General features: G+C 73.0%; 14 protein-coding genes. 10 read left to right on the top strand and 4 right to left on the bottom strand.

The window, feature by feature from the left end; genetic code table 11:
* The first annotated feature begins 422 nt into the window (after positions 1–422).
* The gene (locus tag ACGFNF_RS26180) at positions 423–1,019 is read left to right on the top strand and encodes a hypothetical protein (protein ID WP_393171314.1); all 597 of its coding nucleotides are present in this window, start codon (positions 423–425) and stop codon (positions 1,017–1,019) included.
* Positions 1,020–1,168: 149 nt separating this feature from the next.
* On the top strand, positions 1,169–1,417 hold the full coding sequence (locus ACGFNF_RS26175) for a hypothetical protein (RefSeq protein ID WP_393171312.1): 249 nt from the start codon (positions 1,169–1,171) through the stop codon (positions 1,415–1,417).
* 116 nt (positions 1,418–1,533) lie between these two features.
* On the opposite strand, the gene ACGFNF_RS26170 is transcribed toward ACGFNF_RS26175, so the two are convergent.
* Positions 1,534–2,286, bottom strand: a complete 753-nt coding sequence (locus tag ACGFNF_RS26170; protein WP_393171310.1) for a PP2C family protein-serine/threonine phosphatase — start codon at positions 2,284–2,286, stop codon at positions 1,534–1,536.
* A 109-nt stretch (positions 2,287–2,395) separates the two neighbouring features.
* Positions 2,396–2,830 carry a VOC family protein gene (locus ACGFNF_RS26165; protein WP_357577571.1) on the bottom strand — a complete coding sequence of 145 codons (435 nt, stop codon included), beginning with the start codon at positions 2,828–2,830 and terminating at the stop codon, positions 2,396–2,398.
* A gap of 133 nt (positions 2,831–2,963) precedes the next feature.
* Here ACGFNF_RS26165 and ACGFNF_RS26160 point away from each other — a divergent pair, with 133 nt between their 5' ends.
* The 7 genes from ACGFNF_RS26160 (at position 2,964) to ACGFNF_RS26130 (ending at position 9,299) form a co-directional block, all read left to right on the top strand.
* Positions 2,964–3,200 carry an HTH domain-containing protein gene (locus ACGFNF_RS26160; protein WP_089001290.1) on the top strand — a complete coding sequence of 79 codons (237 nt, stop codon included), beginning with the start codon at positions 2,964–2,966 and terminating at the stop codon, positions 3,198–3,200.
* Complete coding sequence (locus tag ACGFNF_RS26155) at positions 3,200–3,778, top strand: Clp protease N-terminal domain-containing protein (protein ID WP_357577570.1); 579 nt, start codon at positions 3,200–3,202, stop codon at positions 3,776–3,778. The genes ACGFNF_RS26160 and ACGFNF_RS26155 overlap by 1 nt, the downstream gene beginning before the upstream one ends.
* 227 nt (positions 3,779–4,005) lie before the next feature.
* Positions 4,006–5,013, top strand: a complete 1,008-nt coding sequence (locus tag ACGFNF_RS26150; RefSeq protein WP_357577569.1) for a diacylglycerol kinase family protein — start codon at positions 4,006–4,008, stop codon at positions 5,011–5,013.
* Positions 5,006–6,007 (top strand): YihY/virulence factor BrkB family protein, encoded by a 1,002-nt coding sequence (locus ACGFNF_RS26145; protein WP_357577568.1) that lies wholly within the window; start codon positions 5,006–5,008, stop codon positions 6,005–6,007. The genes ACGFNF_RS26150 and ACGFNF_RS26145 overlap by 8 nt, the downstream gene beginning before the upstream one ends.
* Positions 6,008–6,086: 79 nt before the next feature.
* Positions 6,087–7,577 (top strand): phosphatase PAP2 family protein, encoded by a 1,491-nt coding sequence (locus ACGFNF_RS26140; protein WP_357577567.1) that lies wholly within the window; start codon positions 6,087–6,089, stop codon positions 7,575–7,577.
* 8 nt (positions 7,578–7,585) lie between these two features.
* Entirely contained in the window at positions 7,586–8,389 is an 804-nt protein-coding gene (locus tag ACGFNF_RS26135; RefSeq protein WP_393171307.1) for an endonuclease/exonuclease/phosphatase family protein, read from the top strand.
* Positions 8,390–8,489: 100 nt separating this feature from the next.
* Positions 8,490–9,299, top strand: a complete 810-nt coding sequence (locus ACGFNF_RS26130; protein WP_393171305.1) for a hypothetical protein — start codon at positions 8,490–8,492, stop codon at positions 9,297–9,299.
* Positions 9,300–9,703: 404 nt separating this feature from the next.
* On the opposite strand, the gene ACGFNF_RS26125 is transcribed toward ACGFNF_RS26130, so the two are convergent.
* Both ACGFNF_RS26125 and ACGFNF_RS26120 read right to left on the bottom strand, forming a co-directional pair.
* Complete coding sequence (locus ACGFNF_RS26125) at positions 9,704–10,531, bottom strand: alpha/beta fold hydrolase (protein WP_393171303.1); 828 nt, start codon at positions 10,529–10,531, stop codon at positions 9,704–9,706.
* A gap of 26 nt (positions 10,532–10,557) precedes the next feature.
* Entirely contained in the window at positions 10,558–11,520 is a 963-nt protein-coding gene (locus tag ACGFNF_RS26120; RefSeq protein ID WP_357577563.1) for a TIGR03557 family F420-dependent LLM class oxidoreductase, read from the bottom strand.
* 239 nt (positions 11,521–11,759) lie between these two features.
* Between ACGFNF_RS26120 and ACGFNF_RS26115 the strand changes: the two genes are divergently transcribed.
* Positions 11,760–13,148: a cellulase family glycosylhydrolase gene (locus tag ACGFNF_RS26115; protein ID WP_357577562.1), complete on the top strand. Its 1,389-nt coding sequence runs from the start codon at positions 11,760–11,762 to the stop codon at positions 13,146–13,148.
* The last annotated feature ends 224 nt before the right edge of the window (positions 13,149–13,372 follow it).

Below are 13,372 nucleotides of genomic sequence, written 5' to 3'. Positions count from 1 at the left end.
GTGGGTGTGACCGGGGGCATCGTGGGGGCGGAATCGTGGCGGGGGCGGGGTCGTTACACCCTGCGTACGACCGAGCAAGACCACCCCCGCCGAGGTCACGCCGCCCCGACAGATGGCGGGCCCGGGGCCCCGGAATGATGGCGGGCCGGCGGTGGTTACACATGGTCCGGCCGGCGTGAGGGCGTCCCCCGCCCCGCGCGACAGCCCGACCCTCCTTTCGACCCACGGGGTCGGACATCCGGCCGGCACGGCCGAGCTGATCTACCCTCTGATCTTTCCTCCGGCTGATTCGTCGGAGATTCCCTCCAGGTTTCGCTGGAGATTTCCCGTGAGTTCGTATGAGCGCCGGACGGTGCTTGCACCCGCGTGAAGCCGATCCCCCTTCGGTGTGCGGGTGCCAACCCCCGAATGGAGCGTTTCTGATGAACACGATCATCCGTAAGAGCGTTCTTGGTATCGCTGGTCTCGCGTTCGCCGGTGGCGTGTTCGCCGGTCCGATGACCGACACCGCCCACACCAGTGCCCCGCCCGTGGACGCCACGGCGGTCGCGGTGGCCGTGCAGGCCGACAAGCCCGACACGGGCAAGCTGATTCCGCACGGCGTGCAGGGCGCCCAGTCGCACGTCGACCTGTCGGATGAGCAGATCACCAACGTCAAGGCCATCATCGCGGCGACGAAGAAGGCCGGGATGGACGAGCGTGCCGCCGTCGTGTCGATCGCGACCGCGTTGCAGGAGTCGAAGCTGGAGAACCTGGGTCACCTCGGTGACCGCAACGACCACGACTCGCAGGGCCTGTTCCAGCAGCGCCCCTCCAGCGGGTGGGGCACGGTCGAGCAGATCACCGACCCCGAGTACTCGACGATGGCGTTCCTGAAGGGTCTCAAGCAGGTCGACGGGTGGCAGGGCATGCCGCTGACGAAGGCCGCGCAGACGGTGCAGGTGTCGGCGTACCCCGACCACTACGCCCAGTGGGAGCAGCAGGCCGCTGACCTGGTCGCCGAGCACTGGAACAGCTGACCCGTACCCCGTGGTGAGAACCAACGCCCGACTGGCCGGACCCCGCACCCCGGGGCCCGGCCAGTTCGGCGTCTGACGGCCTCTGCGTGCCGTGCAGGCCCGGTGTGGTCCGCCGCGCCCCGGTTGCGGGTCTCGGCGAGGATGGGGCCATGTCTGCGTGGGACAAGTGGCGGAGCTGCCTGGGCGCGGTCCTCGGTACGGTCGGGCTCTCGGTGTTCATGCCGGTCGCGGCCTGGGCATCGTCGGACAGCGGCGAGATCGTGGTGCGGGCGGGACAGAACGCACGCCCCGCCAACCCCGGGTTCGGTGGCTTCGACTGCTGCCTGATGGTGGTCTTCGGCATCGGTCTGCTGGTGGTGCTGCTCATCAAGCTCGCCCGCAACCGCCCTCCAGACTGACACCGCCACCGTCCAGGTTCTGACCACGCTCGGCGTCCGATTTCTCGAATTGCCGCTGGCCGGCCCCCCCACCCGGGTGCCGGCCAGCGGCGTCTGCGGCGGGCGGGTGGGCCCCCTCAGCGGGGAGTCGTGGCGTGGACCCGGACGATCACGACGGTGGCGTTGTCGTCGCCGCCGGCGTCCAGGGTGCCGTGGAGCAGGTCCCGCACCGCCTCCTCCGGTCGCGGTGCCGCGAGGAGTTCCCGCATCAGGTGATAGTCGACCTGGTCGCTGACGCCGTCGGTGCAGAGCAGCCAGACGTCGCCGGGGCGCAGCGACACCGCGAGCAGGTCCGCCTCCGGCTCGTCCGGATGGCCGGCGTAGCGGGTGAGCTGGTAGCGGGCGCGATCGGCGGCGGGGGAGCCGACCGGGTACCAACCGTGCAGTACGCCCAGCCAGGCCGCAGTGTGGTCGACGGTGAGGAGTTCCAGCAGCCCGTCGCGCAGGCGGTAGGCGCGGGAGTCGCCGAGCTGGACGAGCCAGCCCTGTCCGCCGTCGGGCTCCACGAGCAGGGCGGTCAGGGTGCAGCCGGTCAGCTCCGCCAACTGCGCGCCGGCGGCGCGTACGGCTGACTGGACGTGGGCCACGGCGGTGCGCAACTGGCGCGCGTCGACCGCGGGCCAGGCGGCCCGGACCTGCGCGACGAGGGTGCCCATGGCCGTCGCGCCGGCCCGGCGGCTGCCCTCGCCGGCGCCCATGCCGTCGACGACGGCGGCGAAGGGCAGGGCGGGGTCGACGTGCAGCACGTCGAAGTTGGCCGGGTAGCGGTTGCCGACCACGCTGCCGCCGGCGAACTCCAGCGTGATCTTGCCGAGCGGGAGACGGTGCACGTCACCGGGCACGGTGACCTCGGCGCGGCGGCCGGCGGAGGAGGGGCATCGGCGGATCGTACTGTGGGTTCCCGGCGCACGTGGTCCTGGTTGCCGCGTTCGCGGCCACTCAGTCGAGGCAGAACTCGTTGCCCTCGACGTCCTGCATCACGAGGCACGACTCGTCGTAGCCGTCGGCAGTCAGCAGTCGCACGCGCACCGCGCCGAGCGCGACCAGTCGTGCGCATTCGGCCTCAAGCGCGGCCACGCGCTCCTCACCCACGAGCCCGGTGCCGACCCGCACGTCGAGATGCAGCCGATTCTTGACGACCTTGCCTTCGGGAACGCGCTGGAAGAACAGTCGCGGGCCCACGCCTGTGGGATCGCCGCATGCGAACGCGGAGCCCCGCCGCTCAGGCGGCAGCGCGCGATCGAAGTCGTCCCAGGTGGCAAACCCCTCCGGTGGCGGCGGTACGACGTATCCCAACGCCTCGCACCAGAAACGAGCGACGCGCTCAGGTTCTGCGCAGTCGAAGGTGACCTGGACCTGCTTGACCGACGCCATCGAACCACCATAGAGGCGGGATCCTCCGTCGTCTCCCCGGTTTCGCTGCCAACCCACGCCTGGCACCCGGTGACCCGGACGAGTTTTGTCAACATGGGTTGACGCGGCGGCGATGTCAACGTAAGTTGACGACATGAGTCAGGCAACGGAACTCGCGGCGGCAGCCGGCAGCACCGACCCCCGGGTCGGGCTGCGCGCCGTCCGCGCGCTGCGCCGGTTGCTCGAACGGCTCGAGGTGGTCCAGGTGGACAACGCCCGTCGACAGGGCTGGTCCTGGCAGGAGATCGCCGACGAGCTCGAGGTCAGCCGGCAGGCGGTCCACAAGAAGCACGCCGGTCGTCCGGCGGTCGGATCTTCCTGGGAGGCGTGATGTTCGAACGGTTCACCGACCGGGCCCGCACGGTCGTGCGGGACGCCCGGGACGAGGCCCGGACCGAGGGCGAGCGGCCCGTCGGGACCGAGCACCTGCTGCTCGCCCTGCTCTCCGACGGCGACAACCTCGCCGCCCGGGTGCTCGCCGAGGCCGGCCTCCGCGCCGACGACCTGCGGTCCCGCGTCCGCCGGCACACCGTGCGGGGAGCCACCGGCCTCGCCGACGCCGACGCCGCGGCCCTGCACGAGATCGGCATCGACCTGGCCGCCATCGTGGCCCGGATCGAGGAGTCCTTCGGCCCGGATGCGCTGCGCGAGGCCGCGCCGGCGCCGCGCCGCCGCTGGGGTCGCCGGCGGTACGCGGGCGGCCCCTTCTCCCCGCGCGCCAAGAAGGTGCTGGAGCTGGCGCTGCGGGAGGCGTTGCGACTGCGTCACCGCCACATCGGCACGGAGCACATCCTGCTCGGCGTTCTCCGCGAGGGCCATGGGCTGGGCGCACGGGTGCTCACCGAGGCCGGCGCCGACCTCGACGACCTGCGCCGCCGCGTGGAGACCGCCCTCCGCACCCCCGCCTGACCCACCCCACCCCACCCACGGCACGGCTTGCCCCGGCCCGGCGATCATGAGGTTGGCGGGGACGTCGATCTCAAGGACCGCCGTCGACCTCATGATCGGCGGGCCGACGGCGGTGTGGGGTGGGAGGTGGGGGACGGTCCCGGGCGGGGGCAAACGTGTTTGCGCTGCGCGTAACATCACCGCGCCGCCGGGTCGCTGCCGTGCCGGATCTGCTGCACACTGGCGCCGTGGACCCTCGACAGGACAAGCGACGCGCGGCACCCGACGGCGGTGGCCTGCGCTCCGCCGTGGTGGTCAACCCGGTGAAGGTGGCCGACCTCGACGAACTGCGTCAGACGGTCCACGACGCCCTCGCCGCGGCCGGCTGGCCCGAGCCGCTGTGGTTCGAGACCACGGTCGAGGACCCGGGCCGCGGCCAGACGCAGGAGGCGGTCGAGGCCGGCGTGGACGTCGTCTTCGCCTGCGGCGGCGACGGCACCGTGATGGCCTGCGTCAGCGGCCTGGTCGGCACCGAGGTGGCGCTCGCCGTGCTGCCCCAGGGCACCGGCAACCTGCTCGCGGCCAACCTGGGTCTCTCGGGTGACCTGGCCGCCGGGCTGGAGGTCGCCGTCGAGCGTGGCCGCCGGCTGCTCGACGTCGGCGCGGTCGAGGACCACTACTTCACGGTGATGGCCGGCATGGGCTTCGACGCCCAGATGCTCGCCGACACCTCGGAGACCACCAAGAAGCGGATCGGCTGGCCGGCGTACGTCGTGGGAGCCGCCCGGCACCTGCGCGACCGGCCGATGCGGGTCTCCATCCGCATCGACGACCAGCAGCCCATCCGCCGCCGGGCCCGCTCCGTCCTCGTCGCCAACGTCGGGCGCCTTCAGGGCGGGGTGCGGCTGCTCACCGACGCCGAACCGGACGACGGCTACCTCGACGTCGCGGTGCTCACCCCGCGTACGCTGCGGCAATGGCTGGCGCTCGGCTGGGCGGTCGTACGCCGGCAGGACCGCGTCCCCCGGATGGAGGTCTTCAAGGCCAGGCGGGTGGAGATCACCAGCAACCGGGCCCAGCCCCGGGAGCTCGACGGCGATCTCATCGAGCCGGGTCGCACCCTGAAGGCCGAGATCCGGCGGCGGGCGTTGTGGCTCTGCGTGCCGCAGCCGGAGCAGGATCCCGACCTGGCCGAGGACGCGAAGGCGGCCGCCGAGCGTGGTGAGCAGCTGATCGAGGAAGCCCGCCGTGAGTAGCACCCGCATCGTGCCGGAGACCCGGCTGATGTCCGACGAGGAACTCAACGCCGACGACGCCTGGCACACACTGCGCCGGCAGGGCGGCTGGCACCTGCTGCGCGACGCGTTCATCCGGTTCCGCTACGGCGACGGGTTCAGCCACTCGCGCGCCTTCGCGCTGCAACTCTGCCTCGCCGTGGTGCCGTTCCTGATCGCGCTGACCGGCCTGATCAGCGAACTCGGCGTGGAGGAGGGCGGCCGGGTGGTCGCCGACACGGTCCTGGCCCTCACCCCCGGGGCGAGCGAACCGATGGTGGCCGAGCTGCTCGGCGAGGGGGACCGCACCGAACGCGCCGGGGAGCTGGCGCTCGGCCTCGGCATGCTCACCGGCCTGGTCGCGCTGACCACCACCATGGCCCAGATCGAGCGCGGCGCCAACCGGATCTACGGCGTGGAGCGGGACCGGCCCGCGCTGTGGAAGTACGTCCGCGCCAGCGTCCTCGCCCTCACCGCCGGCGTGCCGGCGCTCACCGGGTTCCTGATCCTCGTCGGCGGCGGCCCGATGGGCGACTCGGTGCAGCGACACTACGCCTGGGGCGAGTTCGCCAACGGCCTCTGGAACGTGGTGCGCTGGCCGCTCAGCCTGGGCCTGACCGTTCTCGCCGTCGCGGTGATCTTCCGGCACGCACCCCGCCGCAAGCAGCCCGGCCTGTCCTGGCTCTTCTTCGGCGCCGGCATCGCCACCGCGCTGTGGTGGCTGGCCAGCCTGCTGCTCGCCGCGTACGTGCGGTTCAGCGGCGGGTTCGGCCAGACGTACGGGGCGCTGACCGGGATGATGGCGTTGCTGCTCTGGGCCAACCTGACCGGCATGGCGCTCTTCGGTGGACTCTCCTTCGCCGCCCAGTTGGAGGCGCTGCGCATCGGGGTGCGCGAGCCCGCCCAGCCCGACCTCTGGGAGCCCGAGGCCGAGCGCCAGGAGATCCACGACACCGGCGAGATGAGTTCCCTCTAGCTCCGCATCGGACATCCCCCGGTGTACGCGGAGCGCCGATCGGGTAATGCGGCACGCCAGAAGCGAGAGGGAGGCTGCCGTGGGCGCGGTCAAAGAGGCGTTGCGACGACCCTTGGGTCACTTCACCGAGCGTACGCTCGCCGGCCTGGCGATCGTGCTCGGTGCCGGGGTCGGGTTCGGGATTCTCCTCGTGCTGGTCCGGACCCGGTGGTCCCCGCTCTACGACGTCGACCACGGCGTGGCCGCCTGGCTCAACGACCTGGTCGCCCCGCACGGGCCGCTGGTGACCGTGCTCAACGCGCTCACCGACCTCGGCGGGCGGGCCGTCATCATCTGGCTGGTGTCGGTGGCCGTGGTCGGACTGCTGATCCGCAAGCAGGGTCGACTCGCGGTGTTCCTGATCGTCACCGGCGTCGGCGCGCTCGTCCTCGACCCGGCGCTCAAGACGCTTGTCGACCGGCTGCGCCCCGAGGTGGACGTGCCCATCGGTACGTACGCCGGGGACAGTTTCCCCAGCGGTCACGCGCTCGGCTCGATGGTCGCGTACGGGGCGCTGCTGCTGGTCTTCCTGCCGGCCATGTCGCGCCGCTGGCGTAAGCCCGCGATCGCCCTGGTCGCCCTCGTCGTCTTCCTCATCGGACTGACCCGGATCGCGCTGGGCGTGCACTTCGTCTCGGACGTGCTGGGGGCCTGGCTGCTCGGCGCCGCCTGGCTCGGCGTCACCGCGTACGCCTTCCGGCTCTGGCGGTTGGAGCGCGGCCGGCCGGTCCCGGCGTTGACCGACGGGCTGGAGCCGGAGGCCGCGCACGACGTGGCGCCCGCCCCCGACGAGGCGCACCTGCTGCCGCACCCCCGGGCCGCCGTGTTCGAGCTGATCGTCGGCTGGGTGCTGATCCTCGGCGCGCTCTACGGCTTCGGCATGTTCGTCAGCTACCACGCCGGCGGCACCTTCTTCGCCACCCTGGACACGGACGTGCCGAGGTGGTTCGCCGAGCACCGCACCCCCGGCCGGGACGACTTCAGCTACTGGTGGAGCAAGGTCGGCGACACCCACGCCATCCTGCTCATCTCGCTGGTCTTCTGCCCGATCGTGCTGGCCGTCTGGCGGCGTTGGCGGCCGTTGCTCTTCGTGGCGCTGACCATGTTCGGCGAGCTGAGCCTCTTCCTCGCCTCCGCCGCCGCGGTCGACCGGCCGCGCCCGCCCGTCGGCAACCTCGACGGGCCGATGCCGACCTCCTCCTTCCCGTCCGGCCACATCGCCGCCACGCTCTGCGTCTGGGTGGCGATCGCGGTGATCGTCTTCCCGCGTACCGACCGCTGGTGGCGGTGGGTCTTCGTGGCGCTGGCGGTGGTGATGCCGACCGGCGTGGCGATCAGCCGGATGTACCGGGGGATGCACCACCCCACCGACTTCATGGGCGCGATCATCCTCACCACTCTCTGGATCGGGCTGCTCTACTGGGTCGTCCGCCCCAACGAGGACGTCCACGAGGGCAACCAGCCGAGCATCGAGTCCGAGGACGTGGACACCCTCGACGACGAGCTGGCCAAGGCCGGCCGGGCGGACTGACGCGGCCGATGCTGCGGGCGATGACCTGGAACATCCGCACCGGCGGACGGGACTCCGGCGGCACCGACCGCCGGGACCTGCTGGTCCGGGTCGTCGCCGACCAGCGGCCGGACGTGCTGGCGTTGCAGGAACTGCGGCACTTCGACTCCGGCGACGTGCTCGCCGACTTTGCGGGCCGGGTGGGGATGCGACCCCACCTGGCCCGTTCCTGCTTCGGCCAGCCGGTGGCGGTGCTGCTGCGCCCGCCGCTGCGCGCCCTCGCCGCGACCCGGGTACGCCGGCCGTTCCACCATGCCGCGCAGCGGGTCACCGTGGCGACCACCGCCGGCCCGCTGACGGTGCTGAGCGTCCACCTCGACCCGTACTGGGGGCTGCGGCGGCGCGTCGAGGCGGGCTGGGCCGCCGCCGCGCTGCGCCGCGCGCCGGGGGAGCTGGCGCTGCTGGCCGGCGACCTGAACACCCTCGACCCGGTCGCCGACCACACCGACCGCATCGCCCGGCTTCCGGCCGCGTACCGCCGCCGTCACCTGCGCCGGGACGGGCGGACGGTGGAGACCCGGGCGGTGGCCCGGCTGCTCGCCGCCGGCCTGGTCGACCTGTACGCGACGGCGGGGGCGCCCGACGGCGGGCTGACCGCGCCCACCCGGCACGGCGGCGGGGCGGAGTTCTCCGGCATGCGGCTGGACTACCTGCTCGGCACGGCGGCGCTCGCCGGCCGGGTGCGCGACTGCCGGGTGCTGCGGGGCGGCGAGACCGAGTACGCCTCCGACCACTATCCGGTCGTGGCGGACCTGGACCTCGACCCCGCCTGACCGCCCTGCCCCCGCTTACGCCCGGCCTGGCCGGGCGACCCCGGTCCGTCCCCGAGGGCCGGGCGGGCGGCGCGTTGCCGGTGCTGACTACCGTGAGCCGGTGATCGACTCGCCGAGCGCGGATCCGGGGAACGCCGGGTCCCCACCCACCCCGCTGCTGGTCGCCGTCGTCCGGGGAATCGCGCTGGTCGTGGTGCTGCCCTTCCGGCTGGCCTGGGAGTTGGTCGCCGCCGTCGGCCGGTGGCTGCACCGCTGGCTGCTCGCGCCGCTCGGCCGGTTCCTGGACCGCTCGCTGCTCGCGCCGCTCGGCCGGTTCCTGGACCGCTGGCTGCTGCGCCCGCTGGGCTGGCTGCTGCGGATCCTGGTGTGGGTGCCGCTGAGCTGGCTCGGCCACGGGCTGGCCTGGCTGCTGCGCTGGCTCGGCCTTGGCCTGTCCTGGCTGCTGCGCACGCTGGTCTGGATGCCGTTGGTCTGGCTCGCCCGGGGCTTGGCCTGGCTGGCCCGGACGGTGGTGTGGATACCGCTGGCCTGGCTGGCGTACCACCTGATCTGGGCGCCACTGCGCTGGCTGGCCCGGCTCCTCGCGCCGCTCGGACGCCTGCTGGTGGCGGGGCTCGTGGCGGTCGGGCGGTGGCTGGCGGCGGTGGGGCGGGTGCTGCTCGGCGCGCTCGGCTGGGCGTGGTGGGCAGCCGGCCGGCTGCTCTGGTGGTGCTACGCGCTCACGCTGCGGCCCTTCGTGCTCGGGGCGCGCTGGCTGTGGCGCCACGCCGTCCGCCCGGTGGGCCGGGCGGTGGCCGCCGGGTGGCGGGCGATCGTCTCGCCGGCCGCCCGCTGGGTGCGCCGCGTCGTCGTGGAACCGGTTCGCCAGGCGACCCGTGAGGCGCTGACCGCCCTCGGCCTGCGCGGCTGACCCGCGAACGCCGCGACGACGGCGCTGCCCCGACGCGCGGTGCCCGACGAGCGCTGCTCGACGAGCGGTGCCCGACGCGCGGTGCCCGACGAGCGCTGCTCGACGAGCGCTGCTCGACGAGCGGTGCCCGACGAGCGGTGCCCGAGCAAGATCTTGGCAAGAAACGGCCCCTCCAGGGGCACTCCCGTACCAAGATCTCGGAGCCGGAGCCGGAGCCGGAGCCGGAGCCGGGGCCGGAGCCGGAGCCGGGGCCGGGGCCGGGGCCGGAGCCCGAGCAGGGTTACAGGAGCAGGTTTAGCACCACGGTCAGGACGACCGAGGCGACGATCGAGAAGAGGATCATCAGCAGGCAGCCCAGGCCGCCGCCGGCCGGACGGATCTCCGTGTTGCCGATACGCATGTCGTCACCTGTTCGTGAGTGTGGGGGACAGCAGGGCGCGGACCGCGTCGGCGACCTGCGCCGGCGCGGTGGTCACGACGTTGTGCGCGGCGCCCGGCACGGTGACCGTACGGGCGTGCGGCACCAGCCGGCCCACCTGCGCGCGCCAGGACGGCGGCACGACCGGGTCCCGGGAGCCGGCCACGACCAGGGTGGGCGCGGCGATGCGGACCAGGTCCGCCTCGATGCCGTTGCGCACCGAGTGCGACAGCGTCGCGTGGACCCGCCAGGGGCGGGCGTCGAGGACGTCCCGGAGCAGGATCGGCGCCTGCAACGGCGCCTCCCGCAGGGTGTCCACCAGCCAGCGCCCGAACTGTCCCCGCCGGGACCGGGCGGCCGGGTCGCTGGTCGGGCCGGCGAGCACCACGGCCGCGACCGCGTCGGGGTGCCGGGCGGCGAGCGCCGCGACGACCTCCGCGCCGAACGAGTGCCCGAGCAGACAGACGGGCGGCATCCGGTACGCGGCCAGCCAGGCGGCCAGGTGCGCGGCGTGCTCGACCACGTCGTACGCGCGGCCGGGGCGCTCGGTCAGCCCGAAGCCGGGCAGGTCGGGCGCGTACACCGGGTGGGTGTCGGCCAGCGCGAGGGCGAGCGGGGTCAGGTAGCGGTGGGACACCGCCAGCCCGTGCACCAGCACGACCGGGGTGGCGGCGGTGCCGGGGTCGCCGGCGCGGCGGGTGTGCGTACGGAGGCCGTCGACCAGCCGCCACTCGCTGGTCAGCCCGGCGGCCGGCTTCGGGGCGGCCAGCGCGAGGCGCAGCTCCGCCGGACCGAAGCGGCCCGGTGGGGTCACCCGGGGACGCCGGACGGGTGCCTCCCTCACAGCTCGCGCAGCCTCGGCAGGAGCTGCTCCTGCGCCCAGTCCAGGAACATCGGCTGCGTCCCGCCGCCCACCTGCACGATCGCCACGTGGGTGAAGCCGGCGTCGACGAACCTGCGGAACGCCTCGACGTGCCGGTCCACGTCGGGCCCGCAGGAGATCCCCTCGGCCACGTCCTCCTCGCGGACGAACTGGGTGGCGGCGGCGAACGACTCCGGCCCGGGCAGGTCGGCGTTGACCTTCCAGCCCATCCCGAACCAGCGGAACTGGTCGTGCACGATCTTGCGGCACTCCGCCTCGTCCGGGCCGTAGCAGATGGCCACCTGCCCGTAGCGGGGCTGCCCGGCGCCGCCGGCCTCGTCGTACATCTCGATGATGTGCGGGTCCGGCTCGGTCGCGACGAGGCCGTTGCCGTACTCGGCGGCGAGGGTGACCGACTGGCGGCCGGAGGCGGCGACGGCCATCGGCACCGGGCGGGCCGGCCGGTCCCACACGTAGGCGTCGGGCACGTCGTAGTGGTTGCCGGAGAAGGTCAGCGTCTCCCCGTTGAGCAGGGGCCGGATGATCTGGAGGGCCTCCTCGAACATCTCGTGCCGCTGCTGCACGTGCGGCCAGCCGCCGACCACGTGCTCGTTGAGGTTCTCGCCCGCGCCCAGGCCGAGGGTGAACCGGCCGTCCGAGAGGACCCCGACCGTGCTGGCCTTCTGCGCCACGACCGCCGGATGGTAGCGGCGGATCGGGCAGGTGACGAAGGACATCAGCTCCGCCCGGTTGGTGGCGTGCGCGACCGCGCCGAGCACGGACCAGGCGTACGGGGAGTGGCCCTGGGAGTCCAGCCAGGGGTAGTAGTGGTCGGAGATGACGAGCTGGTCGAAGCCGGCCGCCTCCGCCCGCACCGCGCAGTCGACCAGTTGCTTCGGACCGGCCTGCTCGCACATCAGGGTGTAGCCGACCTTGACCATGGGTGTCTCCTTCCGACCCGGGCGGATCATCCCCGGATACCCCTGCCAGGTCGGGTCAACCCTCGCGTCCGGTGTCGGCGGTCCGCTGCTTAACCGGTTCATTGCGTGACCGGCCCGACCGGCCTACGCTGATCCCTGCGCCGCCGGGAGCCGGGCGGCGGCTGTCGGGCTGCAGCCGCCATCCCCTGTGACGTCCCACCCCCACCTGGGCAGCGGGGGTCCTCCCTTTGAGGAAGGCCATGAAGAAGAGACTCTCCGCCGCCGGTGCGGCCCTGCTCGCGTTGCTGGTCGCCGTGTTGGCGTTCGGGCAGCCCGCGCGGGCCGCGACCGGCTTCTCCGTCGCCGACGGCAAGCTCTACGACGCCAACGGCAGCGAGTTCGTCATGCGTGGCGTGAACCACGCGCACACCTGGTACCAGCAGCAGACCAGCTCCTTTGCCAACATCAAGGCGCTCGGCGCGAACACGGTGCGGGTGGTGCTGGCCAGTGGCCAGCGGTGGGCGAAGAACGACACCGCCGACGTCGCCAACGTCATCTCGCTGTGCAAGGCCAACCGGCTGATCTGCGTGCTGGAGGTGCACGACACCACCGGCTACGGCGAGCAGAGCGGGGCGGCCACCCTGGACCAGGCGGTCGACTACTGGCTCAGCGTCTCCAGCGCCCTCGCCGGCCAGGAGAAGTACGTCATCGTCAACATCGGCAACGAGCCGTACGGCAACCAGGGCTACGGCACCTGGGCCACCGACACCGCCAACGCCATCAAGCGGCTGCGTACGGGCGGCCTGACGCACACCATCATGGTCGACGCCCCCAACTGGGGTCAGGACTGGTCGTTCACCATGCGCGACAACGCCGCGTCGGTGTTCGCCGCCGACCCGCAGAAGAACACGGTCTTCTCCATCCACATGTACGGCGTCTTCGACACCGCCGCCGAGATCAGCGACTACCTCGGCCGGTTCCGCGCCGCGAAGCTGCCGATCGTGGTCGGCGAGTTCGGCTTCGACCACTCCGACGGCAACCCCGACGAGGACACCATCCTCTCCTACAGCCAGGCCAACGGGATCGGTTACCTGGGCTGGTCGTGGAGCGGCAACGGCGGTGGCGTCGAGTACCTCGACATGGTCACCAACTTCAACCCCGCCGCGCTGAGCACCTGGGGCCAGCGCATCTTCAACGGGGCGAACGGGATCAAGGCCACCGCGAAGGAGGCGACGGTCTTCGGCAGCACGCCGCCGCCGACCACCCCGCCGCCGACGACGCCCCCGCCCACCACCCCGCCGCCCACCACGCCCCCGCCCACGACCCCGCCGCCGAGCACCCCGCCGCCGGGCGGCTGCACGGCGACGTACACGGTGACCAACCAGTGGCAGGGTGGCTTCCAGGGTGAGGTGAAGGTGACCGCCGGATCGGCGGCGATCACCGGCTGGACGACGAAGTGGACGTTCGCCAACGGCCAGAGCGTCAGCCAGTCCTGGAACACCGCCCTCAGCAGCAGCGGGTCGGCCGTCACCGCCCGCAACGTCGACTACAACGGCCGGCTGGGCGCCGGCGCCAGCACCAGCTTCGGCTTCATCGCCAGCTGGAACGGCACCAACGCCACGCCCGCGGTGACCTGCACCGCGAGCTGAGGACTCCCCGTACCACCGGTGGCCGGGCCCCGCGCGGGCCCGGCCACCGCTCGTGTCACCCGTCGAAACGTCGCAACTCCGCCGCGCCCCCGCACTCGCCCTCGCCCTCGATCGCTGGGCGGGACAAGGGCTGGGCGGGGTGGGAGGCACGGCGGGGTATGCCCACGGGGTGCTGTCGAGCTGCCCCGTCCGTGGGACCGCCAGCCGCCACGGACCCGGAACTC

The sequence above is a fragment of the Micromonospora sp. NPDC048868 genome (assembly GCF_043198195.1).
Lineage (GTDB): Bacteria > Actinomycetota > Actinomycetes > Mycobacteriales > Micromonosporaceae > Micromonospora > Micromonospora reichwaldensis.
Note: the sequence above shows the minus strand (reverse complement) of the source record. Positions and strands in the feature narration are given on the sequence as shown.

Excerpts from the sequence above, each read along its gene's own strand:
- ACGFNF_RS26155 (WP_357577570.1), top strand. The coding sequence starts at position 3,200 with ATGTTCGAACGGTTCACCGACCGGGCCCGCACGGTCGTGCGGGACGCC.
- ACGFNF_RS26165 (WP_357577571.1), bottom strand. The coding sequence starts at position 2,830 with ATGGCGTCGGTCAAGCAGGTCCAGGTCACCTTCGACTGCGCAGAACCT.
- ACGFNF_RS26120 (WP_357577563.1), bottom strand. The coding sequence starts at position 11,520 with ATGGTCAAGGTCGGCTACACCCTGATGTGCGAGCAGGCCGGTCCGAAG.
- ACGFNF_RS26135 (WP_393171307.1), top strand. The coding sequence starts at position 7,586 with ATGCTGCGGGCGATGACCTGGAACATCCGCACCGGCGGACGGGACTCC.
- ACGFNF_RS26180 (WP_393171314.1), top strand. The coding sequence starts at position 423 with ATGAACACGATCATCCGTAAGAGCGTTCTTGGTATCGCTGGTCTCGCG.
- ACGFNF_RS26115 (WP_357577562.1), top strand. The coding sequence starts at position 11,760 with ATGAAGAAGAGACTCTCCGCCGCCGGTGCGGCCCTGCTCGCGTTGCTG.
- ACGFNF_RS26175 (WP_393171312.1), top strand. The coding sequence starts at position 1,169 with ATGTCTGCGTGGGACAAGTGGCGGAGCTGCCTGGGCGCGGTCCTCGGT.
- ACGFNF_RS26160 (WP_089001290.1), top strand. The coding sequence starts at position 2,964 with ATGAGTCAGGCAACGGAACTCGCGGCGGCAGCCGGCAGCACCGACCCC.